The sequence below is a fragment of the Paenibacillus sp. M2 genome, assembly GCF_046713495.1.
In the GTDB taxonomy this organism is placed as follows: Bacteria; Bacillota; Bacilli; order Paenibacillales; family Paenibacillaceae; genus Paenibacillus; species Paenibacillus amylolyticus_B.
The window spans coordinates 1,283,069-1,309,795 of the sequence record NZ_CP169648.1 but is presented as its reverse complement, the minus strand read 5'-3'; the positions used below and the strand labels follow the sequence as shown (position 1 = coordinate 1,309,795).

Genomic DNA, 26,727 nt, shown 5'->3' with positions numbered 1-26,727 from the left:
TGTTATCAAGCCCTAATTGTTCCCCCACACCTCTTGCAATGCCAAACGGAAAATCCGGTCCAATTCTTCAAATTGAATAATCTGCTCATTCTCCATCTGGCCAGCCAGTCGTTCAAAATGCTCCATCTTCTCGGCTAAGAAAGCCTGTATTGCTGGCAACTGCGGCTCCAGATCCAGTTCCTCGCCCGCCTTTTTCCGGCGCAGCAATTCATGAATCTCCGTATACAGCGGTGTAGTCGCAGGTACAAGTTCTTGCACCAGCTCTTCAAATGCCATTGGTGGCATCGCATCATAACGTTCAATCCAGCCACAAGCGAGCAATGGACGTAGAACATAGAAATACTTTTTGATCTTCACCTGCTCACCTTGTAAATAATCGCGGAAGTTCCCCTTTGCCATATTCAGATAATGATACATGCAGGACTTGGGCGAGAAGGTCAAAGGCGACAGTGCACGGATATGCTGTGCCACGCCATACTCTTCATCATACTGAATCGGGGATTGCAGCCACTCCAAGAGTGGCGGATTTGATTTGCGAAACAGCTTCAACGCCTTGCGCAGATCCCAACCATTGATATCGAGCTGATCACTTATTGGACGTTCGATCACATCCCTCTTATCCTCAATCGACAAGTACCATTCCAGTGGTCTTACATACAGAAAACGCACATCATAATCGCTGTCCTGGGAAGGAAATCCCCACGCTCGACTGCCCGATTCACACGCATAGATGATCCGTACCTGCTCCTCCTGTTCAATCTGCTTCAGTTGTTGTCTAATCGTATCTCTCATTTCTTCATGAACGTAGGTCATAGTCAGCCGCCTCCAAATCCCCACAATTAAATCTCCATCGCTCTCACCCGGTTCGCAAGTGTATCATATCCGGCCACAGTCTCGGCAATATACGTCAATACCGTTTCACTCCAACCGTAGATGTAAAAGGTTTTGCCATCCCGTGGCGGTACCATTGCCTGCCGATAAGGTGCTATATCCACAATAAATGCTTTCAACTCCGGATTCATCATCCGGCGATATCGCTCAAGCTCGGCATATAACGGGCTGCCTTCATTCTGCTGTTCATCGGTGATCATCATGATCTGATCCACTTTCTCTCCGATATCCCGAAGCTCGCGTACAGGCCGCCCCGTGTCTGTTCCACCTTGTGCGCGAATCCGGTGAGCTTGGGAAAGGATGCTCTCATCCATCTTGGGACGAGCATCCTCAACCATATGGTCGAATAACCAGAACAGTGCGTTACCTCTTGTTTGTTTGTAAAGCGCCAGTGCCAGCACCGAACCAATCCGTAAATAATTCCCTTGCATGGAACCGGAACGATCCAGGAAAATAGCCGTTCTTCCCGGCAGCGTTGGCAGGTTGCCAATGGATAGCTCTACCGCTTGTCGCAAAGCATCCCGCAGCTCTTCCCTCGCAATCATTTCATACGCACTGGCGAAACGGAATGGCAATATGCGCGACTTACGCAGGGCTTCTGCATCCGTTAAACGACCTGTTACGTAATCGATATTTTTCGATTTTTCAAAAACTCCCGCTCGATCCATTGCATTCAGATGGCGCAACAATGCAAAGGTTGGCATCTGGGACATCAACGCCTCCCATACCGTACGTGTCGGCTGCATGATCGATGTGACCACCGAATACGGCAGTTTACCTTTCTCGATCAGATGCATCCGGCTTGCGGGGTTGGGCGTAGCTTTCAGTTCTTCCAGCGCTTGCAACTGCGGCAGTTCCGTAAGATCCACCTCATGCCCGCGCAAATAACGAAACAAGGCTTGCTGCTTCATATCAATCGGCTTGGGGTGTGCTGTAGCGATCATATCCCCCAGACTGTATCCTCGCCCGTGTCCGTTGTATTTGATCGCCCAGTATTCGCTGATCCCGTTCAAAAAGAGACTCACCTGACGCTTCACCGCTCGGCCGCCCTGCCCCCGCCCCAATCCTCTCAGAATAGTCAGAAAATCAGCCAGATCAGCCGGTGTCTGTACCACTTGGGAGAACACCTTGGCAAACTGATCCACATCCGCTTTGGACAATAGTGCCAGACCATATAAAGGCTGTAACCGCATCAAACCTTCATTACGAGCATAGACCAGAGCCCTCGCCATAAACCCTACATCCACCTCAGCCATCTCCTGATGACTGACCATCGCGTCGTCCATCAGTTGCTGGGTATCGGTATAGAACGTATTGTTCAATGTATTGGTCATCAACATCTGTATATATTGTTCCTCCACCAATCGCTCATAGGCTCCGTAGCCCCCATGATTACGTGTCGTTGGCTGAGGTTGATTAAATAATTGTTTCGCTCTGCTCATCACTCATGACCTCCTGGTGTGAGTCTAATGGCTGTACTTTAATAATAAAATGTTCCGAGGAAAAAGGTGGGAAGGTATAATACCCGCTCTACCGCTGAGCTACACCGCCATGAACGGCGGCGATTGGATTCGAACCAACGACCTGGTCGATTAACAGTCGAAGTAACCCTCCCTGGCGCCTCGGAACCTTGATCCACAGTGCTTGTTGCTGCCCCGCTTCACATCCTCATTATGCCTCACACATCTGCACGCGAACATGGCGAAAGTATGGCGACGAATCATTTTCTGAAATTGAGTCAATCTTCACAAGTTTAAATGAAACCCGCCACTCTTCCTGCTACAATGAAGGGATAACAAGGAGTGAATGTTCATGGCAAGAGAGAGTTTTGACAAAGAAATTCAGTTCTTACGCATGTTATCCCTAACAAGCGGTGCGTATAACCGCAAACAGTACGCCGAACGGCTTGGCATATCCGTACATACCTTTGATAAAACCAATCGTCGGTTAAAAGAAATCATGCAGACCGTCGCTGATCAACGTTCAGGTGCCGAAGCAAGTCGGGAAATAGCTGACCTCGTTCGTTTCCAGTACGGAGAATCTGCAGAGCCCATGCTGCTCTTCCTCTTCCGCGCCAAGTCGATGAAAGAGACTGAAGTTCAGCGCCTTTCTGTCCTTTTGCATACCCTACAGGATACAGCCCTGACCGCAATGGAATTACTTGACGCCTGCTGTGCTGATCTGCCGGAAGATCTGGCGTTACCTGACGAGAAAACCATTCGCTCCGACCTGAAGTATTTGGAAGAGGTTGGGGTTATACGAAAAGAGCCTGGTGGCAGACCGTATCGATATGCCTTGCAACAGGATGTCCTTACCGAATTAACAGTGGAGGAACAGCTGGAGTTGTATGATTTTGTGGATATGATGGCGAACACCCAGGTTCCTTCTGTCCAAGGTTACTTGTTGCGGGATAGTCTGAAGAAAGCCATTACGGCAAGTTTTCCTCAAGAAGAAGCGACCGAACCCTATATCTATAAGTATCACTATTATTCTCGTATCCTGGACGAAGCTCATCTCTACACGCTGCTTAGTGCGATTCGTCAGCGCAAGCGTGTGCAGTTCCTATACTATTCACCGAAAAAACCATCCAGCTACAGTTCACAGAATACGAATCCACGCTTTGAACGGGAGGCAGGCGGACGATCCAACCGGATCGTGCCCCTTGAAGTGATTTATGACCATCAGTATGGTCGTTGGTATGTCATTGGATATCAGGGTCGCCGCGGCTTCGTGAAATTCCGCATGGAAGGCATAACCCAACTGGAGGAAGAGGATTCTGTAGAAGAGGAATACATGCTCGAGTTGAAGCAGCAGTGGACTGACATCAGTCGCTACAGTTGGCTGGTAGATACGGGGAATACCGTGACGGTTCAAGCTCGCTTTTTCCACCCGGAGCGTGGTCAGCGCAACTTCATTCTGGATCGGGTTCGTCTGCAAGGTCAATGGGGCAAGATCATACCCGAAACGGATCATACCTTTCTCTACGAAATCCAGGTCAACGGTACCACCGAGATCAAACCGTGGTTACGAAGTTTTGGCTCAAGCTGCGAAATCATCGCACCTCAGAGACTACGCCAGGAGATGATCAAGGAATGGAAGGAGATTGCGGGATATTATGAACCTGTTCGAGAAGATGTTCAATTACCAGATGATGACCCGACTGAATGAAACCGGACTGTTCACCTGGACCTCACAGGAACGGGCCTGGCTTCGCATGATGCTGAATCACCCTGCCGCAAGAGAAGCCCTGAGCGCTGTAACGTTGGATAAAATGCACAACATGTTAAATGGTGAGCAGGACCTGAACCTTCAGGATTACCTGACCGAAAAAGCCAAAAGTGAGGAAAACAGTGTCTCTCATCCACTCCTCAGACAGTTACGACTAATCATTCTGCATCATCAGGGATTTCGAATGACAGGCCGCGTCCGCAATGGACGCACAAGCCAGGATGAATTTGGTTTCCCGTATAAACTGGAGTATTCCATGGTCAAAAAAGAATGGTACGTGCTCTGGTACGCGCCTCGCTTCGACAAACTCATGTCTACCAAGCTGCACAGCATCGTTACCGTGGAAGCCCAACCGGTTGAGCCGGATAGCGCTTCAGGCTACAGTGCCCGAATTGCTGCGATAACAGAGAAGCGTAAAACGACCATCACCATCGAAGTATTGCCTGAGTTCAATCAGGAGCTGTCCCGAATCCTCTATGCCTTCTCCTGCTTCGAGAAACAGGTCGAGTACATGGAAACCAAGCAGACATATCGGATCGAGCTGACCGTTCCACGGAATGAGATGGATTACGTCTTATCCAAAATGCGTTTTCTCGGTAAACGGGTTCGATTTGCTGACCACACAGTGATGCGGGAGCGAATGTCCGAAACAGCTGCCAAGGCATTGGCCCGTTATGCGGAAAAAGAGCCTGATAAACATGCCGAATACTCCAATGAAGTTCAGCACCGCCAACCCGAGGAAAAACCGCTCGCAAAAGCCGATGGTCATTGATTTCGTAAAAGTCGGTTAACCCTAGCCCTTTGCTCAAAAACAAACCCGTATACAAAAAGGTCTGGATGATCTCATCCAAACCTTTTTGCTGTGCATGAGCCTGACTAGGTCCCACCACTGCTGGCAGCTGAATTTCGTCTCTTGTTAATCGCATGCACTCCCATGACCACTGCAATTAATTCATATGTGTCCAGTTGGTCCGACTGGTTATCCAATACAAATGCCCCTGAACTAAACCAGCCGCTGGTGCGACGGAAACTTGCCACGATGCGTCCACCACTTCCACTGATATCATATTCCTGCGAGAATGCCGGAGCAGACACATCGTACGTACCGCGCGATCCGGCATCATACTCATACTTTTTGCTAAAGAAACTAAACCTCGCTCGCAATACTCCCAGATGTCTCCCATCGGCTGCAGTGATATCCCAACGATTGGTTAACATGCGGAATTTGCCGCTACAGACCAATCCCGAGTTATCGGATACATCGAGCGAAGAACCAAAAACACTTTTCAAATCCAGATGTCCTGCCTGTTCCTGATTCGGATTCATAATCTCGGTGTAACCCGCGTTAAAAAAATTATCCCTGAAGTATAGTTCCATAATACGTTCTCCTTTCTCTTACATATCCCCTTTCGTTCTCTTTAACCCAGTCTCACATCGTACACACATTATATCTATATTTACGTACAATTAATGGGGTTGGATTCAAAAATCGGATCATCACTGGATGTAAAAAAAAACGAGCAACCCTGGTTGCCCGCATCACGTTCAAGTTATCCTGTCATCAGACTTCAACTTTTTTGTTGTTCAGATAAATGGTAGCCCACACCAAGATAACTGCTACGATGACTTCAAATACAATACTCCCCCACATACCGTCCGACCATAATACGCCATTGGCTGTGATTGCAATACCTGTACTTTCTTCGGTGTAACGGAACATCTCATTTGGACTGAAGCGTCCTGTCGTAATTATATTCTCCAACCAGCCAATCAGATTAACGAGGACCAAGAATGCAACGATTCCGATCCATGGTCCAGTTCTCCAACGGAAGCTGCCTGCAATCGAGATCGAAAGGAAGATGATGACAGTCATGAATACCATAACCCAAGCAATAAACAGTAACAAACTAACATAATCCGAAACATGCAGACCCGAAAGATCAATATTGGTAACCACGTTCATTCGGAGTTTTATTGAGATATAGATGTAGGCATGAGTCGTAAATATAATAACTAATCCCAACCCGCAAAGAGCTCCAAAGATCAAAGGAGACAACACATGGGATAGGCCCGTTACGGGTAAAAGACGGCGATTATAAGAGCGGATATTGGACGTGTATGTTTTGATCATTTTCACATAAACAGCCACACCTACCCCAACATAACCCATAATGCCAAGCACAACCCCTGCGACCTCAGACATGAAAAGGGAAAGCGCCACTTGCGCAATAATCAAAATAACCAGCCCGGCCAGCAGTGTATTCCAGTTCCTTCTAAAGTCATACTTCAATAATGTCATCATTCCGCATAGACCTCCTTGAACATCTCATCCACACTTTTCCCATATTTCAGACGGAGCGTTTCCACTTCTTCCCGCATCACCAGCTGACCTTCACGAATGAAGACCACTTCATCAAAAATCCGTTCGATATCATTCACCAGATGTGTGGAAATGATCAGACTGCTGTCTTCATCATAGAATTTGACGATCGCATCCAGAATCTTGCCACGCGCAACCGGATCTACTCCGCCAATCGGTTCATCCAGTAGATACAGACGAGCCTTACGGGATAGCGCCAGTGTTAGTTGCAGTCGTTCATTCATACCCTTGGATAGATGCCGCACCCGATCACTCTCGACAAGGTTCATGAAATCGAGCATCTCCCGTGCCTTCTCCTCGTCAAAATCAGCATAGAAATCGCGGTAGTACGAAATCGCATCCCGCACTCTCATCCACTTCTCGGTTAATGGACGATCCGGCATAAATGAAACCAGTGACTTCGTCTCCAGCCCAACAGGCTTACCTGTGACTTGAATCGTTCCACTGCTCGGATGCAGCAAACCTGCAACCAGTTTCATGAGCGTACTTTTGCCACTGCCGTTGCTACCCAGCAAACCTACGATTCGGCCAGGAGCAATATCCAATGTGATATTACTGAGCGCTTTCTTACTGCCATATGTCTTGTTAATCTGGTTCAGTTCAAGAATGTTACTCATGCGTTTTTCCTCCCTTTCCTTCCGCAACGGCATCGGCTACGATCGATAAGATATCCTGCTCTTCAATCCCCAGTTCCTGCATTCCGGTCAGAAAGCGTTCCAGCAATTCACCAGCCATCTCTTTTTTGATCGTCATAATCTTCCGCTCCTCACTGGTTACATATCTGCCCAAGCCCCGTTTGGTTTCGACCACTTCTTCTCGCTCCAGTTCCTGAAATGTCCGTTGTACTGTATTGGGATTGATCTGTAATTCAGCCGCCAGTTCACGAACCGAAGGGATTTTGTCACCTGCCTGAAGTGTCCCGGTTACAATCTGTCTCTTGATGTACTGCATAATCTGCAGATATATTGGTAAGTTGTTATCAAATTCCATAGTCACAAAGCACTCGCTCCTCTCTGTACTGGTGTGTTAGTTACATAGTACACTAGTGAAATAGTGTTGTAAAGCCCATTTGTTAAAATATATATTCGCTTAATCGAAGGGCAAGCTTCCGCTATTGATATCCATACAAAAAAAAGAGCAGATCGTGAAGATCTGCTCTGCATAACATTATTAATCGTATTGTTATCTTATTCATATGCTTATCCCATAAAAAGAGCCAGCTACACGATATCTAGAGGTACTTTGCCTTTAGGTGCAGGGAATGCCTCATTCAAACGGGCGAGTTCCTCTTGTGTCAAAACGATATTCACTGCTGCTGCATTGTCTGCCACATGATTCAGCTGTACCGCTTTGGGAATCGCCAGCACATCTCCGTCCCTGATCACCCAGGCTAATGCGATCTGCGAAGTCGTAACTCCTCGATCCTGCGCAATCTCCTGAATGACGGGATGCTCCAACAATTCACTTCGAAGTCTGCCGCCCTGTGCCAGTGGACAATACGCCATAACAGGAACGCTACGTTCGCGCATCCAGGGAAGCAGATCATGTTCGATACCACGCGAAGCTGCATGGTAAAGCACCTGATTCACCATGCACTGAGACCCCTCCGGCAGACTCCATAACTCCTGCATATCCCTTGTATCCAGATTCGATACACCCCAGCGAAGGATTTTACCAGATTGCTTCAACTGCTCCAAGGCCTGAACCGTTTCTTCGAGTGGCACTCCCCCGCGCCAGTGGAGCAAATACAAATCCAGACGATCTGTACCAAGACGCGTAAGACTGCGCTCACAGGCCGTAATCATCTGCTTGCGATCCGCATGATGGGGATACACTTTGGATACGAGAAAAACTTCGTCACGATGGCCCGAGATGGCCTTTCCCGTAACAACTTCTGCCCCACCTTCTGCATACATCTCCGCCGTATCAATCACGGTCATTCCCAGTTCAATACCGGAACGCAGTGCCCGTATTTCTTCTTCTTGGCTGGATTGCTTCTCTCCCATGTTCCATGTGCCTTGCCCTATCGCAGGCAGGGCAGTTCCATCCGGAAGTAGAATCGTGCGTGTTGGATTACCATGCATCATCTATATTCCTCCATTCTGAAGACTTATGGACATTCTGACCTCTCTAACGACGGTTATACGAATCATATATCATGTTATCACTCACATGTCTCCAGTGGTTCATCATCATGATATACAATTGATCCAGTGGCACTGTGAGGCTACTTTGGGCAACGCTGATGGTCGCATCGACCATATTGCTGTTGACCGTCATCAATTTGCGTTTCATCCCGTTCTGGCGATCCAGAAAGGCCTTCTCATCCCGTAATTTGACCCCGATCATTTTCTGTCCCATTAATTCATACATAAAAATATTCTCAACGTCTCTCCAGGCCACGGCTCCTCCTGCGGTATAAGAAGATGCATCCACAAACCCATCCTCATTGATGACAAAAGAAGGTTCCTTCTTAATCATCTTTACCAGACTGTAGCAGAAACATAGCCCAAAAAACAAAATGGATAGAAGTCCAATCACATCCGAAAGGATGGAATCATTCGTACCTGAAGAACGATCAAAAATCAAAAAAAATCCGGCTGCCACAAAAAGTGCCGCCCCTGCCGTAAGCCACGCCATTCGTTTCCGGTTTGGATATTCTACATGCTGCTCATAGGATGTGCTCAACGTGACGTTCCTCCTCCATTGCGACTGAATCATACAAGTTCTATATAAACGAATGGCTATGAACCAAATACTTAAATGTAGAACATGAATTGCATTGTACATTAAACCAAATTCACCAATGTTAAACATTGAATTAAGACCATTTTCCGTCATTTCTGCGGTTATTCAACATTAGGATTCGTCATCCTTCGAGCAAATCCTTTTAACACACCTATATGAATTGAACAAAGAATATTTACATGGGTCACTCCGATGACAGAACAACCTTCCGATCGCTGTTATCCCCAGATTTTTTGAATCCACTTTTTCAAAGTGAAAATCCGGGGAAGCCTATGCTTCCGATGCAGCTTTCTTTCAGAAAGCTTTTAGGCGAACGCTCCGCTTCTTCAGGTTATTTCTGTCCTCTACGTTACGTGCAAATATTTAATTCAATTAATATACATTGTTAAATGTCTTACTCCTCCTTCATTACACTTATTGTCCTGTTCCTTGCTTTCCGTTAATATAAATGGAAAGGTTAGGAAATTAACCAATTCTAATTCATGGTGGGAGGACAAGCAATGATGAGTCAGCGCGGCATAACATCGGAAGATCTTTATCAGATTACATGGGTTAATGATCCAACTCCGTCTCCTCAAGGCGGACAACTGGTATATGTAAGCCGGAAAACGAATGAAGCACGTGACGGTTATTGTTCTCACCTGAGACTGCTGCATTTGGGGAGTCAAAAGGACAGGCCCTTTACCTCTGGAGAGAAGGATCATTCCCCTGCCTGGTCACCCGATGGATCTCAGCTGGCCTTTTTAAGAGAGGTTAATGGGAAATCCCAAGTGTGGATTATCGCATCAGATGGCGGAGAAGCACAGCAAATCAGTCACCTGACACATGGCGTCAGCTCCTTGCTCTGGTCACCAGACGGTCATACCATACTTGTGAAATCATCCGTGGATATGAGCGGAGATGAAGAATCAGAACATACAGATCCTATAGACGATAAACCCAAACTGCTGCAAGAACATGTCGTAGACCGGATTCGCATGAAATCAGATGCCAGTGGATTATGGAACGGTCGACGTTCCCACCTTTTCGCTCTCGCACCAATCGATGCGGAAGCAATACCTGTAACTACAGGTCATTATGACGTTGGAGACTACGCCTGGTCCCCGGACGGAACATCCATCGCTTGGATCACGCAGATGCCCGAAGAAGGTGAGGACCATAATGATTACACCTTGACTAATCATGTGTACCTTGCCAAGGCAGACGGATCGGATGTGCAGCAGTTGACCCCGGAAGGGTATACGTTCAGCCGACTGGCCTTTGCACCGGATGGACAATCTCTTGCACTGCTCGCCAGTGACCGTTCTTATGGAAATGCCACGCTTGTGAAGCTATATTCCCTTCCTATATCAGGTGGTGAACCCGTATGTCTAAGCACGGATTGGGACGTACAGTTAAATCACAGCATTGTTGGTGACATGCGATCACATCTGACAACCACGGGACCTGTATTCAGCAGGGATGGTTCATCCATCCTCTGTCTGGCGACTATCCATGGTAGTGTACGCATCGCCAAATTCGCACGAGACGGCAGCAGTGCCGACTATATATGGCCTGACGAACGGGAGATTTATCAATTTGCCGAGTTGGAAAACGGGCAGATCGTTGCTGCTGTTGCCGATACACAAAATCCTGGTGATCTCTATATGTATGAACAACCGGAAGATCCCGGGGTAGAACCGATTCAACTCACCCGCAGCAATCCACAGCTTGAGGATGAGATCCACCTTAGTACACCGGAAACTTTCTGGATTAATTCCTCAGATGGCCTGCGTCTGCAAGGTTGGATCATGAAACCTCATGGCATGGTCGACGGGGTCAAAATCCCGACCATTCTGGAGATTCATGGCGGACCGCACATGATGTATGGTTTTACATTTATGCACGAGTTCCAGATTCTCGCCGCACAAGGCTACGCTATTGTGTATATCAATCCACGCGGAGGGCTCGGATACGGGCAGCAATTCGTAGATGCCTGTCGCGGAGATTATGGCGGTGGCGATTATCGCGATCTTATGGAGAGCGTGGATTATGCCCTATCCCAATATGAGTTTATCGATGAATCCAGATTGGGCGTAACCGGGGGCAGTTATGGTGGCTTCATGACCAACTGGATTGTTGGACACACGGACCGCTTTAAGGCCGCTGTTACCCAGCGTTCCATCTCCAACTGGCTATCCTTCTATGGCGTCAGTGACATTGGCTATTTCTTCACGGAAGATCAGATTGGCGGTAACGCGTGGGATGACACGGAAAAGCTGTGGAAACATTCCCCGCTCGCTTATGTCGGCAACGTCAGTACTCCGCTGCTCATTTTGCATGGCGAACAGGATCTGCGGTGTCCAATTGAACAGGCCGAGCAATTATACATTGCGTTGAAACGGCGCAAGCAGACCACTCGTCTCGTTCGTTTCCCAGGGGCCAACCACGAGTTGTCTCGCGGAGGTCACCCTCACTTGAGGGTACGCCGTTTGGAGCATATTGCCGGATGGTTTAACGAGTACCTGTAACGGACTACTATTTATACTATTAATTCAGAGAGTATAGAACCAGATATGGATTCAACCCTAAAAGCCGTCCAATGAAATCTGTAATGATTTCAACGGGCGGCTTTGGCGTTACCTTATGAATAATAGAAGGATACGGATCACTATAATTTGAACAACTCAAGCAGGATAGTATTAGGGCGTGTGATTATATTCGTCGCTTACTCTTCGCCCCATACTACGGTAACTTCATTCAGGTCCTTGTTGGTCGCAGACACAGAACCCGTGATGGTTACGGCATATTTGCCATCTTCACGACCGACGATGCTGAAGCCGTCTGCCTGTATATCCTGAGTGTTCTGACTCAAGTTTTTGGTCTGGTAATAGTCTTTGTAGGATGTTCCAACGGTTAGCAACGTTTCTTTGGTTGTGTACGTGAGCACTACTTTTTTGTTACCATCCATGATGTTCTCAATGAGACTTGTCGCCTTCGCATCCTTCGGTAATGGGAAATCTGCTGGCAGATACTTGGACTTCACGCCTGCCGCCTGTGTGTTTGTACCTGTTGAGAGCGATGTCGATCCACTATTGCCTGTGGATGTGGACCCGCCAGAAGAGCTTGAAGAACCGATGCTTACTTTATTGTTTTGGGAATCATACTTCACTTCGGTCTTCAACGCATCGGCAATCGAACGAACGGGGAGATATGTACTGCCTTGATATGTAATTGGCGCAAGCTTTTTGCCCTGGTCACCTGTCGGTGTAAATTTCTGCCCGTTCACTTCGATGGCGAGCCCATGGTTCAGATAAGCTTTGATCGTCTCCAGTTGTGTACCTGCATATACACCTGCCGATCCGGTTAACACCATGCCAAACACACCCGCAGTAATCAACCACTTTTTGCTTTTCATCCTTAAACGCCTCCTGAGTTCAAATGTCAGCCTTATGCATAATACGATTCAAGACGATCACTCGATGTACACGAAAGACTCATGTAGTTATGCTCATCATGTATGGATACGAGCTTATTCGGATAACAGCCCGTTGTTCCACCAAATGTTAGCAATATAATAGCATCTGACAAGGGGTTGTAAATAATATATGAACAAAACAGGACCAAGGGCGTACAAAAATAGTCTTTGTTGTATGCCTGCTGTTCTCTGGCTCGTTAAGTTGTTCTTATATGAATAAAGTCCTGAATTCCGGACCATACATATGAAGCTAATCATACACGCACAACAGTTGCGAAATTAACCAATGTATTAGATAATTATTTGTCGATTTGTGGTCAAAGGACCGGAACTCAAGGGGGATTAAATACGATGAATAACAATAACAGTACATTTGATCAGTCTATTAACCGGATCTCTACCGGATCAGAAAAATGGGATGCGCTTGAGGAGATCTTCGGTGCTGCTGATGCGCTTCCGATGTGGGTGGCCGATATGGATTTTGCTGCTCCACCATCCGTCATTCAGGCCCTGCAAACACGGATGGAGCACGGGATTTTTGGTTATACAGTGCGGACTGAAGCGTATCATGCCGCTGTTGCAGACTGGATGGAACGGCGCCACAACTGGAAAATTAACGATGACTGGATTGTGTTCACTCCAGGTATTGTGCCCGCACTCAGTATTGCTGTACAACGATTCACGGGGCCGGGAGATGCAGTGGTCATCCAAACTCCAGTGTATGCGCCCTTCTATGAAGTAGTACGTGGTCAAGGTCGTGAACTGATCACCAATCCTCTGGTAGAGAATGACGGTCATTACACGATGGATCTGGAACAACTGGAATCCAGCTTGCAGACCGGTCGGGTCAAAATGCTGATTCTGTGCAGTCCTCATAACCCGGTTGGACGGGTATGGACTCGTGAGGAGCTTGAAGGGCTTACGTCACTGTGTCTGCAATACAACGTACTGATGGTTTCAGATGAAATTCATGCCGATCTTGTTCATCAGCGGGGAACTCATACACCATTGACCCTGATCTCGGACGCCGTCTCTGATCTAAGTATCATCTGTACGGCTCCAAGCAAAACGTTCAATATTCCTGGCCTCTGCACATCCAACATCATTATCCCCAATGCCAAGTTACGGGAATCGTTCGCGCAGGGTGTAAAAACGATGGGACTTGCCAGTATCAGCACACTGGGTGCTGTTGCAACTGAAGCTGCTTACAACGGAGCTGAGGAATGGCTGGATGAGTGCCTTGCCTATATCCGTGGAAATATGGAGTATGTACAGCAATATGTCGCGGAACACATGCCTCAGATTAAAATGCATCTGCCCGAAGCGACCTATCTGTTATGGATGGATTTCCGGGAGCTGAATATCCCACATGCACAACTATGCAACATGCTTCTTCATGAAGCAGGGCTTGCTTTCAATGACGGGAGCTTCTTTGGAACGGAGGGTACAGGGTTCATGCGTATTAATGTAGCCTGTCCACGTTCTACGGTTGAAGAGGCGATGCGCAGATTATCTGTGTTGTTAAGCAATGTGTCGGGCAAATAAGCTGTCAATTACATCTATGTATGTTTCGAACAAAACGTGTACTGTTCATTAAATGGTGAATATCTGTAAAATGGAAAAAGGGGTGCCCCGTAGTCAAGTCCATGACTCACATTCATGGTCAATGACTTCACAAGGGGTGCCCTTTTGTATTCAATCATTTTATTTATTCAAAACTAATTAAAACTACAGTGACATCGACATCGGCATCGGTGTAATTCTGTCGCATAACCTGTTCAGCAAATCCCGATCATGGCTTATGATCAGTAATCCCAGATCACGCTGGCGAGCCACTTCCATCACGGTATGCCAGATCTGTGCCTGAGTGATCGCATCCAGCATCGTGGTCATTTCATCTGCAATCACATAACGTGTCGATGTACCGAGTGCTCGCGCCACACAGAATCGTTGCAGTTCCCCACCGGATAATTCACCCGGTCTGCGGTCCAGCCAAGCTTGCTGAATCCCCAAAGCTTCGAGCAACTGCTCATCCTGCACAGCCGCCTCCTGAAGTACACGCCGCATCCGCCAGCGTGGATTCACAGCTTTCTCCGGATGCTGGAATACCAGCTGAACCGGACATACTCCTGTACGAGGGAGTGGTTCACCATCCAGTAATACTTGTCCTGCCACGGGTTCGGCATATCCTGCAAGGATGCGCCCAAGGCTTGTTTTCCCACAGCCACTCGGTCCCCACAACCCAACGACTTCGCCTTGTTGCACCTGCATGTTCATCTGCTGAAACACCCACGATTTCTGATCGTGACGATAACTTACTTCCTGTGCTTCAAGTGACATGGAGACACCTCACTTCTCCGCCTCGTATCTGACGAAGCGGAGGACGTTCGCGGGTACATGCAACGGTTGCTGAGCTACATCGGGGAACAAATGAACATCCTGTGATGATCTCTTGACCCGCTAACGGCTGGGAGCCTGGGAGTGGCTGAAATCCATTCTGCGGCAACGCATTCCAGAGGGCTTTCGTATACGGATGGCGCAGTCGTTCTCCATTCCCCGTAAAATCATCCACCTGCGCTGTCTCTACATTGGCACCCGCATAAAATACAGCGATGCGATCAGCAGCCGTCAGGGCAGTCGTGACATCATGGGTAATCCATAGAATGCCTACGCCTTGATTCGCAAGCTCACGAAATTGCCTCATCGTCTCGACCAGCACTTCGGGATGGATACCCGGTGTGGGCTCATCGGCAATGATCAGCTTCGGCTGGCCTGATGTCGCTGTAGCCATCAACACCCGTCTTGCCATACCTCCGGACAACTCAAACGGGTATTTCCCGGCTGTTCCTTGAGGAAGATGATAACGATCCGTCAGCTCCTGCTCTGTCTTTTTCAAGTGGGTTTGATTCATGAATCTACGCTTCCTTTCCAAATCTCGAGTTATCGGCTGAACTTGCCTCCCCACCTTCATCAGCGGGTCCAAATAACTGACGGATTGCGGGATTAACATCAGTTCATCACCACGCAGATGAAGCTGCCGCTCTGGAGTCAAAGGCTCACCATTATAGCTCATTCTACCTTCCAACTTGGCATTGGCAGGCAGAATGCCCATAATGGCCTGCGCAAGTACACTTTTACCTGATCCGCTTGCGCCTACTACAGCCACGATCTCACCCTCGTTTATGGAAAGATCCAGATTCTGAATGACATCAATCTGTTCGTGTCCAAACCAACCACGAGCGCGCCGAAATGACACCGATACCCCCTCAATATCAAGAAGAGCCATATTTACCTCACCTCCCTTGAACTACCTGTACCCGTCAACGTCTTCAGACTGTTGCCCAACACATCAAACGCACGAACAACCAGCAATAATGCCAGTCCCGGGAAAAAGGCGAGCCACCACATGCCAGCAGATAAATATCTCATCGACTCTGACAAAATAATGCCAATTGCCGGTTGCTGCGGGGACAACCCCAGCCCCAGAAACGTAATGGCTGCCTCATGCAGAATCGCATGGGGAAAAATTAACAGTACGCCCACAAACAGTTGTGGGACCAGATGTGGCAGCATATGCTGCACCGCAATCTGTAACCGCGATTGACCCAACTTGTGTGAGATCTGAATGTATTCTGCGGATTTCAGTTGAATCATCTCTGCTCGTACAATCCGGGCCAGATTTGGCCAGTGCGTCAGGGCAATTGCTGCCGCCACTCCTGCCAAACCTCCACCAAATACAAAGGCCAACATAACGAGTGATACCAGATGAGGCACACTGAGAAACAGGTCGATAATCCAGGAGATGACCCGGTCAGCAGCTCGGCTGGAAGCCGCCCCCAGACCCAGCACTAGTGCGATCAATCCGCCACCGCAAGCAGCAAGCAATCCCACTTGAATGCTGGTTGCCAAACCTTTTAATGTACGCATGAACATATCTCTTCCGAGCCAATCCGTGCCAAATGGATGCGCCCAGGTTGGAGCCAAATTCCGATCCATTAATGAAGTCAGCGTAGAACCAGCCGGAAGCAGCCTGCCCGTCAACCACACAACGGCAATCCAGATCACCGCAAGGCTTCCCCAGATCACCGCTCTTTGGCGAGGATTGCGGGAATGTTGGTTTCTGGCGGCCATGTACCGTACCTCTTGATTCGCAGTTTTCACTTTCTGTACTTCGGCTGTTTCTGCCGTCTGCTCGGAGGAGCGTTCTAGCGTCTGCTTCATGACATCAGCTCCTCCTTCATCCGTGGATCAATCATACGATACAGAATGTCGGCAACCATATTACCTGTGAAAACAAAAATCGCACTGCACATCACAAGTCCAAGCAGCAGTGGAACATCTCCACGCAACCCCGCCTGAACCGTTGCCTGACCAAGGCCTGGGTATGAAAATACCTGTTCTGCAAGCACAGCCCCACCGAACAGTTCACTGAACGAAGCAAACTGCAGCGTGATGGCTGGCAAAACAACATGTCTGAACCCATGTCGACGGAACAGCTGAAATCCACGCTCACCCCGCGCTCTCGCAAACAGAATATAATCCGACTCCAGCACATCCGTAAGCTTCTGCCGGGTATGCAAAGCGATGGAAGCTACTCCGGTCAGACTGAGAGTCAACGCTGGCAGAATCATATGAATAGCCCGATCTCCCCAGGTCACCTGATCAGCCGACATCCCTGCGGGTACCCCAAGGCCAACTGGAAGCCATCCGAGCCACACCCCAAATACCATTAGCAGCAACAGCGCAATCCAGAATACCGGCGTGGAGGCCAGCGTGTAACAATACCAGCAGATCAGGCGATCCAGCCTTGAATCCCTTTTCATGGCAGCAACTACACCAAGAGTGAACCCGAAGATACCAGACAGTAGCCAGGCTACTGCCATAAGCGCGACAGAATTCATGAATCGTTCCTGGATAATACCCGCTACAGGCTGTCTGTAGATCATTGATGTTCCCAAATCTCCCTGAATAAGTGCTTGTCCCCAGGTCAGCAATCGTTCCATTGGAGATTCATTCAACCCCCAACGCTCTTCGATTAAACTGCGCTGTTCGGCACTTACCCTGATCATATCTCCACCAATGTAAGCTTCGATCGGGTCCACAGGAGAGAATTGCATTAATATAAAAGACACCACACTGACTCCAATCAATAGAGATACGAGTCGCAACACTTTATTACCAACAAATCTGGCCCATCCATTCCTGCCCGTCATCCAATCTCTCCCCAATTCAGGCTAAAGCTACCGCTATGCTTCTTATTTCGCGCTGTTATCCCAGGACCATTCCTCCAGATTGGATGTCACTGGCCAGCCGTGACCATGGGGGTGAATCTGCTGCTCGCCAATGTCTAGTCCATTCGTAACCAGATACAGATGATCTATGTTCACAAGCCACGCCCAAGGTGCATCCCCCTGATAACTGAAACCTGTTGTGCCATCCCATTCCGCTTTTCGCCAGAAGGGCAATGCCTCTTCCTCACTGGTTGCCTGAAGGGCCTTCTCCATCCATGAATCCACAACAGGATTACTGTACAGTCCTACATTGTAATATCCTTCTCCCTTGTGGGTACTGCTATAGAGGTTATAGGTTTCCAGTGGATCATGACTGCCCCAACCAAATAATACAGCGTTGGAGTAAGCCATCTTCTTCGTCTCTTCACGGCTTTTGCCTTCAACATTGATTTTAATTCCAGCCTGGGCAACCATATCCGCAGCAGCCAGTGCCAGAGATTGTCTTGTTAAATCACCTGCAAAATAAAGCAGATTGAACTCGGCCTTAACACCGTTTTTCTCGACGATACCATCACTATCTACATCCACCCAGCCACCAGCCGCCAGAATGTGCTTCGCTTCTTCGAGATTGGCATCCGTAAATACAGCTTCCACATTACTCCAAGGCAGATCATCACTGACGGAATAAGCGGGACGACCATACCCTTCCAGTACACCCTCAACCAAAGCCTTACGATCAATCACAACATTCACCGCTTGGCGAATGGCCAGATCGGATGTCACATCATTCCCTGCGGGAAGACCATCGCCCGACTTGGCACCAGCAGGCTGCATGGGGAACATGATGCCCCGGTTATCTACGGTTTTTACGGCCTCCAATGTCATGCCATTCACCTGTTGTTTGCTAAATGCTGCCGGGATCGCAGCGATATCCACTGTACCTGCCTGTGCAGCGGCATAGGCCGCATCTTCATCCAGATAGAGAAAGGTGAGTTTGTGGAATGCAGACTTGTTACCGTAATACTCTTCATTGGCTTCAACGATGGCCTGTTGTCCTTTGTCCCACTGAACCAGCTTGTACGGTCCTGATCCAACCGGATGCTCTGCATAATCAGCGCCATAGGCGTGTTCAGGCACAATGCCAAGTGTCGTCAGCAGGCTGATGAATGTAGATTGCGGCGACTTCAGTGTAAATGAGACCGTGCTATCATCAGGTGCCTGTACATCAGCCATATTGGTCAGATCAATCACGGACCCACTCTTGGCAGCTGTTTCAAACGTAAATTTTACATCCTCAGCCGTTAGAAACTCTCCATCAGAGAACTTCACATCATCTCGAAGCGTAACTGTCCAGGTTAACCCATCTTCACTAACGGAGTATTCAGTAGCCAGATCGTTAACCAGTTGAAGTTTGGCATCTCTCTTTAGCAAAGTACTCTGGAAAAGTGGTGAACCATACTGCCCCCATCCGGTTGTCGGATCAAACCCGCCTTCCGGCTCGGTGCCAACGGCCAGCACCAATTCGTCTTTGGTTGAGTTTGTTCCTGACTGCCCATTCTCTAATGACGAAGCTGTTGGCGCTGTGCCCTGTGCACAACCAGATAAACCAATGGAACATACAAGCAAAATGCCTAATCCTGTTCTACCTTTTCGTTTTCCCCATCTCCATGAAAATCTGCCCATTCTGGTCGTTCCCCCTCTAAATATGTGCTGCACTCCCTTTTTTCGTGTTACTTTTTAGAGAAATTGTAGCACAAAACATAAATCGTATGTCAACAAAGTTCACTTCACAATCCATATTTTTTCATTTTTCAGAATCAATAAATAAAAACTTATATAACCGAGCATTTGTAGCGCTCCATAAAGTCAGGTATTATAACAAACAAAAAAAACAGACGGTTGGCATCTAACCAATAGTCTGTTTTTAAGATTTGCTATATTTTCATAGAAATTACACTCGTATTTGTCTTACTCCGTAGAGCGATGATGATGATGATGGCTGTGACCATGCTGCCCCGCACTGTGATTATGATCCAGACTTTGAATTGGATTGCCATCCTGACCGCTACTCTGAGCATGAGCCAGTTTGTTGAGTTCATCTACATAAGTCACAGACAGCTCCGCATACAAAACACCTTTTTGCACCTGGATCTGCTGATGCAGATGACGCAATCGCCCCAAATTCCCTCGTACGGCAATAACCTCCAGGCATTGGTCATGGTTCAGGTGCACGTGCATATTGGAAATGATGTCATGATGCGCCTCATGTTGCAGCTCCATCAAACGAATGGGAAGATCGCTGATATGGTGATCGTAGACCATCACAATGGTGCCTGCCACATCCTGGTCGGATTGTAATGCAGAAGGTTGCAGTAATGTTTTGCGAACAAGATCACGGAAAGCCTCAGATCGGTTTTTGTATCCCTGTTCCTCAATATAATGGTCAAACTGCTCAATCAGAGGTGTAGGAAACGCCACCCCGAACCGGGTCAAATCTTCTTTGTCTGCCATGCTTCTCCTCCTGCGCCCTCATTTGCTTCGAGTGTACCACAGACTTGTCTGCTCATCGACTATACTGTTGCATGAATCGTACTGCCGAATGTATCGCCTGTTGTCCAGCGTCACTCTCCAGATCAAATTGATAATCATGTCCCAGCTTCTCTGATGAGTTCGAGAAATACAAGGTTTCCACCTCAACATCAAGGCGCTTCAATACTTGTGCCAGTTCAATCGATTGACTGGTCAACGGGTCATCATTGCCTGAGGTAATGAATGCAGGTGGATACGCTGCTGTGGCCTGAAGCACGGTCGACATTTCATTCAGTCGTGGATAGTCTTCAAATGTTTTGATTCCGGTGTATGACCAGAGAAATGTCCGTATGAGCGGAAATCCCGTTTCCGCTACTGTACTCAGATTATAAGGACCACAGAATAGAAGAACCCCACGCAACTCTTCCGGCTGGGCGGCTGGTGTTATATTCATCAGTTTGGCGAGAGAAGGATTGGTCACCACTGCCGCAGTCTGACTTGCAATCTGGGCACCTGCCGAATTGCCTGCGAGAAATATGTTTTGCGGGTCACCCTTATACTCACTAACATGGTTCTTCACGTAAGTCAAAGCCTGATTCGTTTGGATCACGGGAGTGGGATATTTCGTATCTGGTGCGAGCGCATAATTCATACTGACCACAACGTAACCCTGTTTGGCTAATTGTACGGCATAATCTGCGATGTCCTCTTTGTCACCCAAGACCCATCCACCGCCATGAACCCATAGCACGACAGGCAAAGGTTCCGAAGTTACGGAAGGATAATAGATATCCAGCGTACTGTCATTACGCCCTTCATCTACATAGGGTACATCCACAACACGAGTTACGCCTCCCGAGATCATACTATCCTTGCCGTTCGTATCTGGATTAGAAATCTCAATAAATGATTTTAATAAAAACACCGTTATTTTAGGTGTCCATTGTGCACCAATCCCAATAAAACCTATGATCAAAATGAGTACAACGCTGGGAATCCAGTACCGTTTACGTTTAAAACCTTTTGCCCCCGTACGTTTCGTTTCCAATTTGGACTGCAATAGTTCCACCTCGTTCCATCATCATCGAAGCGTCTTTACATCTAAAGTGGTGTACGTAGCAGGGAGAATCAGGTTTCCTCTTATTTGGGTCTCTTCGCGATTTCCTGTCTGACTTTCACATACGTAGTAGATACTTTTTGCTCCAGTGTATGAATGTTTTGTTTTGTGCCTGTCCACTTCTCTGCTGCAGAAGCCAATGTGTTCAATGAGCTGAGTACACGTGACGTTTGGCCTTGCTTTGTATTCTGTTTGAACTGTTGTAGAGCATTGGAATATCGTTCTTTTGCCAGAGTTGCCTGTTTTTTAGCCGTTTGAATCTGTTTTTTCGCCGAGTCGGCCCCTGCTAGCATAGCTCGTAAGCGTTTTATTTCAGTGTTCTTCCGTTTACGTGCTTCAGCAAGTTCCTTTTTCTTGATCCGGATGTCTTCTCTGGCAAGTTTCACAACGGATCTCAACGTCTCTGCCTGAGTACGGATCGCTGCAGTCCATTCCTTATTTTTGATGGCTTTGGCTGCATCCAACTGTCGATTGACTGAACTATAGAGGGCGAATAGCGGCTCATATCGGGCTTGGGTTTGCTTTACCTTTTCAGCTAGAGCTGCGACCTTCGCGTCATCGGTTTGTCTTATTTCTACACGTAATCGCTCCAATTCCGCGGTATTGGCGGCATGAAGTGTCTTTATTTTTTGTTCCCAAGCCTGCTCTTGTCTCTTCCAGTTCCCCACTTTCTCGTACGCTTGCTTCAACGTTAACTTGGTTTGTGCATCGGCTTTGTTCAAAACGGAATCCCAGGCTTTTTGCGCGGTTACGCCAAGATCTATGCCCGCAGCCTCCACTGAAGAAGCAAAATAGATCGTGCCTGCGCTGAACAGAATTACAAGCCCTATGAGCAGGCGTGATCCGAAAATAAGATGAGCGAATGATGGCAATTGACGACGCCGGACGTTACTTTGTTCCATCATTTGACTATAGCTACCTGCTATTGGAGAAGGGAATAGAATGTCACTCGTCTCCATTAAAGATATATCTTCTGTAGCTATATCTTCGATATGCTGTCGACCCTTCTTTCCTTCTACCAAGCCATGATGTTCCATGAAGTGATGTGAGCTTGATCGTTCCAATGGGGAACGACCACATACCATGGCTAGCATCGCCTCCTGATCACCTATCGTTTCCTTCCATGCTTCTGTTTGCATGTGTCTCTACACCCTTTCTTCTAAAATATGTAGCAGAATAGCCAACGAAATCAGCAAACGACAAAAAAGCACCCGCAAGTCAGGCATTAGCCTGCTCTTACGGGTGCTTCCCTCATAAGCCGTTCCATATAAGATTCGATTGAACGAGTCGCTCGAACCTTTCCTTTTTCTAATATATTCCATTCGTTGTATCTGGTCAAGTAAATCTGGTTTCACTGTACCAATATCAAACCTTTGATCAACGGGAGAACCCTTCCCGCTTATAGTTAACAACTGATACAGCTCAGCTTATTGATTGACCAAAATAGCTTTCATTTCCTCGGTCAGATCCTCTTCTTTTAGCATCATGTAGATGTTTGGTCCTCTTACTGAGTTGAGCTTGATTTGGTAAACCGTATCCTGATCGGTGTAAATACCGGTTCTTTGTCGCAGTAGCAGATCGCTGATTATTTTTTTGTTTTTGGTAGCGACCTGTCTGTTACCATCGATATTTACATCCACAAAATTAGGCTCAGGATACACCATTCTGTATTTACCTGGATTATCAATCTCCTGTTTAACAAATTGGGCAGAAGCCATATCCACAGCCGATACCGTAAGTTGATCATAGAGATTGTTCTGTTTGAGCCATTCCATCAAGCGGCCATAGCTTGCCTTGAACTGATAACTCACACTGTGGCTCGGTCGATCCAGCTTTTCTTTGGAAGATGCTTCATCAAGATAATCCTGATAGACTTCTATCGAAGCAAACGATTCCCATGAGGATAGCTGGTCCTCATATGTCTGATGGAGTATTTCAGACTTCAACAGTTCCTTGAATTCACGAATCAGCTTAGGATCACTAATGAATACTTTACGCTCCGAGTTAAGGCTGGATCGAATACCAATACTGCGAACATCTTCATCCAGTGCATAGGTGTCATAAGTCGTTGATTTATAATCTTCCCACTGTTTCACCTCTGCTAATTCCTGCCTAAATTCTTCTTCGGGAATCTGATACCTACGTGTCATCTTTTTCCCATTATTGAGTTGGTAGTCGATCAATACATATTCATCGTTGCTTCTGTTCCGACCGCTGTTCTGATTACGTACTCTTTCGAGCAAAGGCAGATCGGAGTGCACAATTTTCTGATGCAGTGCAAGCACAGCATCCACATAACCCGGAGTATCTGAATAAAACGGGCTATCATCCAGCTTTACACTTGTATCATTCACATAGATGTAATGGTCTCCTCCCAGTCGTACCATTTGTACATTTTCCTTTGAGGGCACATTATTAGCGTAACCGTTCCAATCGGCTACAGGGATATACAAAATTAATCCTGCCACGATACCATATACTGCAAACCGGGGGAGTAACCCGCTGCTCCAGATGAGCCATGTTTTACGTATAATCATCTCAGCACCAATATAACCAACCACGCCACCTAGCAGATAACCAAAGATACCCCATACACCTGATCCTTCAGGAGCAATTCTGGTAAAGTAGGCACCTCCTAATAATACCAATGTGAACATGAATCCAAAACGGAAGATGGGTTTGACGATCCTGAACGTAATTGCTTGTGTCGCCGACTCTACATGTCTTCTCGCATACAGCACATAACACAACACGAAGAGTATACATGTTATAGCTGCATAAATTCCTAATTCCCCCCATTCTGGAGGATAATAACCCATAGAGCTCATTCGGAAGAGCAGGGATGTTTTTTCCATGTTAAAGTTACTCGAATTATTGTACGTAAAGCCAAGCAAATAACGTTGTAAATGAAGCTCATAAACTCCCCAAAAGATCACCGGAATTAATATTAGACCAAAAACTGTAAGTCCTTGCAGAATAGATTGGCCTATACACATTCCCACGGCAACCGTCAGGGTAAACATAAACAATGAGAAGATGCTCATCGTCACGCCCCACATCCAGATATCATGACCACTGAAAATATAGGATGGTTGATCGAGCACCGCCCATACCCACCCGGTAATCCCGGTGGTTATCCAGATCGGAAGCAGAATCATGACATATCCGGTCAACAGATTCATCGTTAACAGATGTTTACGCTGTAAGGGCAGACTGTGGTATAAGTCCGCAGGCGCACCAGTTTGAATATAGCGGAAGAGAAGCAGAGCTATGGCGACAGGAAAGGTCAGCGCAAATAGCAGATGAATTTCATTGGCCTGAAACAAACTGTTGATTTCCAGAGGTACTTCTATATATTGTGTTCCAATATATAACGGTAACGAGAACAGCAACGTGATTAGATACAAAATGCCAATCCATCCATGCTGTCTGAAATTTTGGATCAGGATGCCCCGGTTACAGAACAATCGGTTGAATATCATACCCTGCGTCCTCCATTTCGTAGATAAAGATTTCTTCAAGCGTCAAAGGCAGTACATCCAGCAGGTACGGATCATGTATACGGAATTGATCGGTTACCTGTTGTCGGTTGCCTTTGACAATGTACAGGGATACGCTTCCCCGATTTTCTTCATGCAAAATATTAATCTGCTCATCCATGGCTTTGGCATGGTCAGGGTGGCGGAAAGCAACTTGGATTTTATGCGTATCGGCCTTCAGATCATCGAGATCCTTCTCTACAATAATTCGGCCTTTGTGCATAATCGCCACATGGTCACACAGATCTTCGATCTCACGCAAGTTGTGCGACGAGATGACAATGGTTACCTGACGCTCAGCTGCTTCCTGGAACAGCAAGTTTTTGATCTGCTGGCGCATGACCGGGTCGAGGCCGTCAATCGGCTCATCCATCAGCAGCACTTCAGGCATACAGCTAAGTCCCAGCCATACGGCTGCCTGACGGCGCATGCCTTTGGACATGCGATGCAGCTTGCGTTTTACGTCCAATTTGAACACGGTGGCCAGTTGCTTGAACCGTTCCTCATTCCAGCGTGGATATACGGAACGATAAAATGCAGCCATCTGTGTTATTGAAGATTGCGGGAAAAAGTAGGGCGAATCTGCCATGAAAATGGTGCGGCCTTTGAGATCCATATTTTCATAAATTTCAGCATCCTCGATACGAACAGTCCCGCTATCCTGACGGTAAATACCAGCCATCATTTTGAGCAGCGATGTCTTGCCTGCCCCGTTGGAACCGAGCAAACCATAGATCGACCCCTTATGTATGTTCATCGTTACGCCATCCACTGCCTTTTCCTGTTCAAACGCTTTGACGACTTGATTCAGCTCAATCATGAGGCTCCTCCTTCTCTATACGGGCCATCGCTTCCTCAAACAAAAGCGTCATATCCGCTTTTGTCAAACCGGAATACGAAGCTTCTGCAATCAACTTCACCAGAGACTCTCTGATCTCATCTCTCATGGCTTCATTCGGATGTTCCACTGACGATGATACGAAGCTCCCTTTTCCCTGCAAAGAATAAATGTAACCTTCACGTTCAAGCTCACGATACGCTTTCTGAATCGTATTTGGATTCACGGTCAGCTGCGTGGATAACGCACGAACGGAAGGAAGCTGCTCGTCGGGCTTTAGAATACCGTATACGATCATTTCTTTGACTTTGTCCACCAGTTGCTCGTAGATCGCCTTACGGCTGCGTACATCTAATTCGAACATCCCGCACCTCCTTTCTGTAAATGTGTGAAATAACCTATGGGTTTAAATGACTGTATCTGAAGTGTATTAGGTGTATTAACTGTACTACTATTATTAATACAGTTAAATCAGATTGTCAACCGTTGACTTTGACTTCTTGTTCTATTCGGAGTACGTTAAGAAAGATAGAACATATGGTACATTTGACATATATCACTTTTGGGAGCAGGTTAATTCCCGCTTATGATGTGGCTACTTGAAGTGATGCGGCTAACCGAAACCTTTGCTTTACCACTTTTGTCAGAATTACATGTAAAGGTTGTTCAGGTCTTTCCCCTTCCGTTATGATGGAGATGAAGTGTTCGACAATCACTGTATGCACAAATGAGCTACTATGTAGGGATCGAGTGTAGACTCGACCCGTTA

The 26,727-nt window shown here is 47.2% G+C and carries 24 protein-coding genes; 4 read left to right on the top strand and 20 right to left on the bottom strand.

Annotation, left to right across the window (positions count from 1 at the left end; all coding sequences use genetic code 11):
* Positions 1-12 precede the first annotated feature (12 nt).
* Positions 13-813 (bottom strand): nucleotidyltransferase domain-containing protein, encoded by an 801-nt coding sequence (locus ACETMN_RS05900; RefSeq protein WP_091015654.1) that lies wholly within the window; start codon positions 811-813, stop codon positions 13-15.
* Between the two features lie 26 nt (positions 814-839).
* The gene (locus ACETMN_RS05895) at positions 840-2,333 is read right to left on the bottom strand and encodes a TROVE domain-containing protein (protein WP_091015656.1); all 1,494 of its coding nucleotides are present in this window, start codon (positions 2,331-2,333) and stop codon (positions 840-842) included.
* Between the two features lie 370 nt (positions 2,334-2,703).
* On the opposite strand from ACETMN_RS05895, the gene ACETMN_RS05890 reads away from it, so the two are divergent.
* Together ACETMN_RS05890 and ACETMN_RS05885 are read left to right on the top strand one after the other, a co-directional pair.
* The gene (locus ACETMN_RS05890) at positions 2,704-4,059 is read left to right on the top strand and encodes a helix-turn-helix transcriptional regulator (RefSeq protein ID WP_091015657.1); all 1,356 of its coding nucleotides are present in this window, start codon (positions 2,704-2,706) and stop codon (positions 4,057-4,059) included.
* The gene (locus ACETMN_RS05885; RefSeq protein ID WP_091015659.1) at positions 4,007-4,891 is read left to right on the top strand and encodes a WYL domain-containing protein; all 885 of its coding nucleotides are present in this window, start codon (positions 4,007-4,009) and stop codon (positions 4,889-4,891) included. Before ACETMN_RS05890 ends, ACETMN_RS05885 begins: the two co-directional genes overlap by 53 nt.
* 104 nt (positions 4,892-4,995) lie before the next feature.
* Here ACETMN_RS05885 and ACETMN_RS05880 read toward each other — a convergent pair whose 3' ends face one another.
* From ACETMN_RS05880 to ACETMN_RS05855, 6 genes are all read right to left on the bottom strand, one after another.
* On the bottom strand, positions 4,996-5,496 hold the full coding sequence (locus ACETMN_RS05880; protein ID WP_091015661.1) for a hypothetical protein: 501 nt from the start codon (positions 5,494-5,496) through the stop codon (positions 4,996-4,998).
* A 184-nt stretch (positions 5,497-5,680) separates the two neighbouring features.
* Positions 5,681-6,421: a hypothetical protein gene (locus ACETMN_RS05875; protein WP_105600855.1), complete on the bottom strand. Its 741-nt coding sequence runs from the start codon at positions 6,419-6,421 to the stop codon at positions 5,681-5,683.
* Positions 6,418-7,116 carry an ABC transporter ATP-binding protein gene (locus ACETMN_RS05870; RefSeq protein ID WP_091015664.1) on the bottom strand — a complete coding sequence of 233 codons (699 nt, stop codon included), beginning with the start codon at positions 7,114-7,116 and terminating at the stop codon, positions 6,418-6,420. The genes ACETMN_RS05875 and ACETMN_RS05870 overlap by 4 nt, the downstream gene beginning before the upstream one ends.
* Positions 7,109-7,495, bottom strand: coding sequence for a GntR family transcriptional regulator (locus ACETMN_RS05865; RefSeq protein WP_091015665.1), 387 nt, complete (start codon positions 7,493-7,495; stop codon positions 7,109-7,111). Before ACETMN_RS05865 ends, ACETMN_RS05870 begins: the two co-directional genes overlap by 8 nt.
* A 224-nt stretch (positions 7,496-7,719) precedes the next feature.
* Positions 7,720-8,583 (bottom strand): aldo/keto reductase, encoded by an 864-nt coding sequence (locus ACETMN_RS05860; RefSeq protein WP_373419833.1) that lies wholly within the window; start codon positions 8,581-8,583, stop codon positions 7,720-7,722.
* Positions 8,584-8,629: 46 nt separating this feature from the next.
* Positions 8,630-9,187 carry an STM3941 family protein gene (locus ACETMN_RS05855; protein ID WP_091015669.1) on the bottom strand — a complete coding sequence of 186 codons (558 nt, stop codon included), beginning with the start codon at positions 9,185-9,187 and terminating at the stop codon, positions 8,630-8,632.
* A gap of 560 nt (positions 9,188-9,747) precedes the next feature.
* Here ACETMN_RS05855 and ACETMN_RS05850 point away from each other — a divergent pair.
* Complete coding sequence (locus ACETMN_RS05850) at positions 9,748-11,757, top strand: alpha/beta hydrolase family protein (RefSeq protein WP_091015670.1); 2,010 nt, start codon at positions 9,748-9,750, stop codon at positions 11,755-11,757.
* A gap of 197 nt (positions 11,758-11,954) precedes the next feature.
* Here ACETMN_RS05850 and ACETMN_RS05845 read toward each other — a convergent pair whose 3' ends face one another.
* Positions 11,955-12,644, bottom strand: coding sequence for a stalk domain-containing protein (locus ACETMN_RS05845; RefSeq protein WP_091015672.1), 690 nt, complete (start codon positions 12,642-12,644; stop codon positions 11,955-11,957).
* A 411-nt stretch (positions 12,645-13,055) separates the two neighbouring features.
* Here ACETMN_RS05845 and ACETMN_RS05840 point away from each other — a divergent pair, with 411 nt between their 5' ends.
* Positions 13,056-14,249 carry a MalY/PatB family protein gene (locus ACETMN_RS05840; RefSeq protein ID WP_091015674.1) on the top strand — a complete coding sequence of 398 codons (1,194 nt, stop codon included), beginning with the start codon at positions 13,056-13,058 and terminating at the stop codon, positions 14,247-14,249.
* Between the two features lie 183 nt (positions 14,250-14,432).
* On the opposite strand, the gene ACETMN_RS05835 is transcribed toward ACETMN_RS05840, so the two are convergent.
* The 11 genes from ACETMN_RS05835 to ACETMN_RS05785 all read right to left on the bottom strand — a co-directional run bounded on the left by ACETMN_RS05835 (position 14,433) and on the right by ACETMN_RS05785 (position 26,322).
* On the bottom strand, positions 14,433-15,044 hold the full coding sequence (locus ACETMN_RS05835) for an ABC transporter ATP-binding protein (protein WP_091015676.1): 612 nt from the start codon (positions 15,042-15,044) through the stop codon (positions 14,433-14,435).
* Entirely contained in the window at positions 15,034-15,990 is a 957-nt protein-coding gene (locus tag ACETMN_RS05830; RefSeq protein WP_091015678.1) for an ABC transporter ATP-binding protein, read from the bottom strand. Before ACETMN_RS05830 ends, ACETMN_RS05835 begins: the two co-directional genes overlap by 11 nt.
* Positions 15,991-15,992: 2 nt before the next feature.
* Positions 15,993-16,925: an ABC transporter permease gene (locus ACETMN_RS05825; RefSeq protein WP_218780900.1), complete on the bottom strand. Its 933-nt coding sequence runs from the start codon at positions 16,923-16,925 to the stop codon at positions 15,993-15,995.
* Complete coding sequence (locus tag ACETMN_RS05820) at positions 16,922-17,917, bottom strand: ABC transporter permease (protein ID WP_091015679.1); 996 nt, start codon at positions 17,915-17,917, stop codon at positions 16,922-16,924. Before ACETMN_RS05820 ends, ACETMN_RS05825 begins: the two co-directional genes overlap by 4 nt.
* A gap of 42 nt (positions 17,918-17,959) precedes the next feature.
* Positions 17,960-19,618 (bottom strand): ABC transporter substrate-binding protein, encoded by a 1,659-nt coding sequence (locus ACETMN_RS05815; RefSeq protein ID WP_091015681.1) that lies wholly within the window; start codon positions 19,616-19,618, stop codon positions 17,960-17,962.
* 285 nt (positions 19,619-19,903) lie between these two features.
* Entirely contained in the window at positions 19,904-20,446 is a 543-nt protein-coding gene (gene nikR, locus ACETMN_RS05810; RefSeq protein ID WP_091015683.1) for a nickel-responsive transcriptional regulator NikR, read from the bottom strand.
* Positions 20,447-20,498: 52 nt separating this feature from the next.
* Complete coding sequence (locus tag ACETMN_RS05805) at positions 20,499-21,512, bottom strand: alpha/beta hydrolase (RefSeq protein WP_143786506.1); 1,014 nt, start codon at positions 21,510-21,512, stop codon at positions 20,499-20,501.
* A gap of 92 nt (positions 21,513-21,604) precedes the next feature.
* Positions 21,605-22,720, bottom strand: a complete 1,116-nt coding sequence (locus tag ACETMN_RS05800; RefSeq protein WP_091015686.1) for a hypothetical protein — start codon at positions 22,718-22,720, stop codon at positions 21,605-21,607.
* Positions 22,721-23,008: 288 nt separating this feature from the next.
* Positions 23,009-25,063, bottom strand: coding sequence for an ABC transporter permease subunit (locus tag ACETMN_RS05795; RefSeq protein ID WP_091015688.1), 2,055 nt, complete (start codon positions 25,061-25,063; stop codon positions 23,009-23,011).
* Entirely contained in the window at positions 25,038-25,940 is a 903-nt protein-coding gene (locus tag ACETMN_RS05790; protein WP_091015689.1) for an ABC transporter ATP-binding protein, read from the bottom strand. Before ACETMN_RS05790 ends, ACETMN_RS05795 begins: the two co-directional genes overlap by 26 nt.
* Complete coding sequence (locus ACETMN_RS05785) at positions 25,933-26,322, bottom strand: GntR family transcriptional regulator (protein WP_036606399.1); 390 nt, start codon at positions 26,320-26,322, stop codon at positions 25,933-25,935. The genes ACETMN_RS05790 and ACETMN_RS05785 overlap by 8 nt, the downstream gene beginning before the upstream one ends.
* Between the last annotated feature and the right edge of the window lie 405 nt (positions 26,323-26,727).

Bases quoted from the DNA above. Each gene is read 5' to 3' on its own strand.
- ACETMN_RS05895 (WP_091015656.1), bottom strand. From the start codon at position 2,333: ATGAGCAGAGCGAAACAATTATTTAATCAACCTCAGCCAACGACACGT.
- ACETMN_RS05835 (WP_091015676.1), bottom strand. From the start codon at position 15,044: ATGTCACTTGAAGCACAGGAAGTAAGTTATCGTCACGATCAGAAATCG.
- ACETMN_RS05880 (WP_091015661.1), bottom strand. From the start codon at position 5,496: ATGGAACTATACTTCAGGGATAATTTTTTTAACGCGGGTTACACCGAG.
- ACETMN_RS05875 (WP_105600855.1), bottom strand. From the start codon at position 6,421: ATGATGACATTATTGAAGTATGACTTTAGAAGGAACTGGAATACACTG.
- ACETMN_RS05795 (WP_091015688.1), bottom strand. From the start codon at position 25,063: ATGATATTCAACCGATTGTTCTGTAACCGGGGCATCCTGATCCAAAAT.
- ACETMN_RS05860 (WP_373419833.1), bottom strand. From the start codon at position 8,583: ATGCATGGTAATCCAACACGCACGATTCTACTTCCGGATGGAACTGCC.
- ACETMN_RS05870 (WP_091015664.1), bottom strand. From the start codon at position 7,116: ATGAGTAACATTCTTGAACTGAACCAGATTAACAAGACATATGGCAGT.
- ACETMN_RS05830 (WP_091015678.1), bottom strand. From the start codon at position 15,990: ATGGCTCTTCTTGATATTGAGGGGGTATCGGTGTCATTTCGGCGCGCT.
- ACETMN_RS05900 (WP_091015654.1), bottom strand. From the start codon at position 813: ATGACCTACGTTCATGAAGAAATGAGAGATACGATTAGACAACAACTG.
- ACETMN_RS05785 (WP_036606399.1), bottom strand. From the start codon at position 26,322: ATGTTCGAATTAGATGTACGCAGCCGTAAGGCGATCTACGAGCAACTG.
- ACETMN_RS05790 (WP_091015689.1), bottom strand. From the start codon at position 25,940: ATGATTGAGCTGAATCAAGTCGTCAAAGCGTTTGAACAGGAAAAGGCA.
- ACETMN_RS05840 (WP_091015674.1), top strand. From the start codon at position 13,056: ATGAATAACAATAACAGTACATTTGATCAGTCTATTAACCGGATCTCT.
- ACETMN_RS05800 (WP_091015686.1), bottom strand. From the start codon at position 22,720: ATGCAAACAGAAGCATGGAAGGAAACGATAGGTGATCAGGAGGCGATG.
- ACETMN_RS05890 (WP_091015657.1), top strand. From the start codon at position 2,704: ATGGCAAGAGAGAGTTTTGACAAAGAAATTCAGTTCTTACGCATGTTA.
- ACETMN_RS05825 (WP_218780900.1), bottom strand. From the start codon at position 16,925: ATGAAGCAGACGCTAGAACGCTCCTCCGAGCAGACGGCAGAAACAGCC.
- ACETMN_RS05815 (WP_091015681.1), bottom strand. From the start codon at position 19,618: ATGGGCAGATTTTCATGGAGATGGGGAAAACGAAAAGGTAGAACAGGA.
- ACETMN_RS05850 (WP_091015670.1), top strand. From the start codon at position 9,748: ATGATGAGTCAGCGCGGCATAACATCGGAAGATCTTTATCAGATTACA.
- ACETMN_RS05845 (WP_091015672.1), bottom strand. From the start codon at position 12,644: ATGAAAAGCAAAAAGTGGTTGATTACTGCGGGTGTGTTTGGCATGGTG.
- nikR (WP_091015683.1), bottom strand. From the start codon at position 20,446: ATGGCAGACAAAGAAGATTTGACCCGGTTCGGGGTGGCGTTTCCTACA.
- ACETMN_RS05820 (WP_091015679.1), bottom strand. From the start codon at position 17,917: ATGACGGGCAGGAATGGATGGGCCAGATTTGTTGGTAATAAAGTGTTG.
- ACETMN_RS05885 (WP_091015659.1), top strand. From the start codon at position 4,007: ATGAACCTGTTCGAGAAGATGTTCAATTACCAGATGATGACCCGACTG.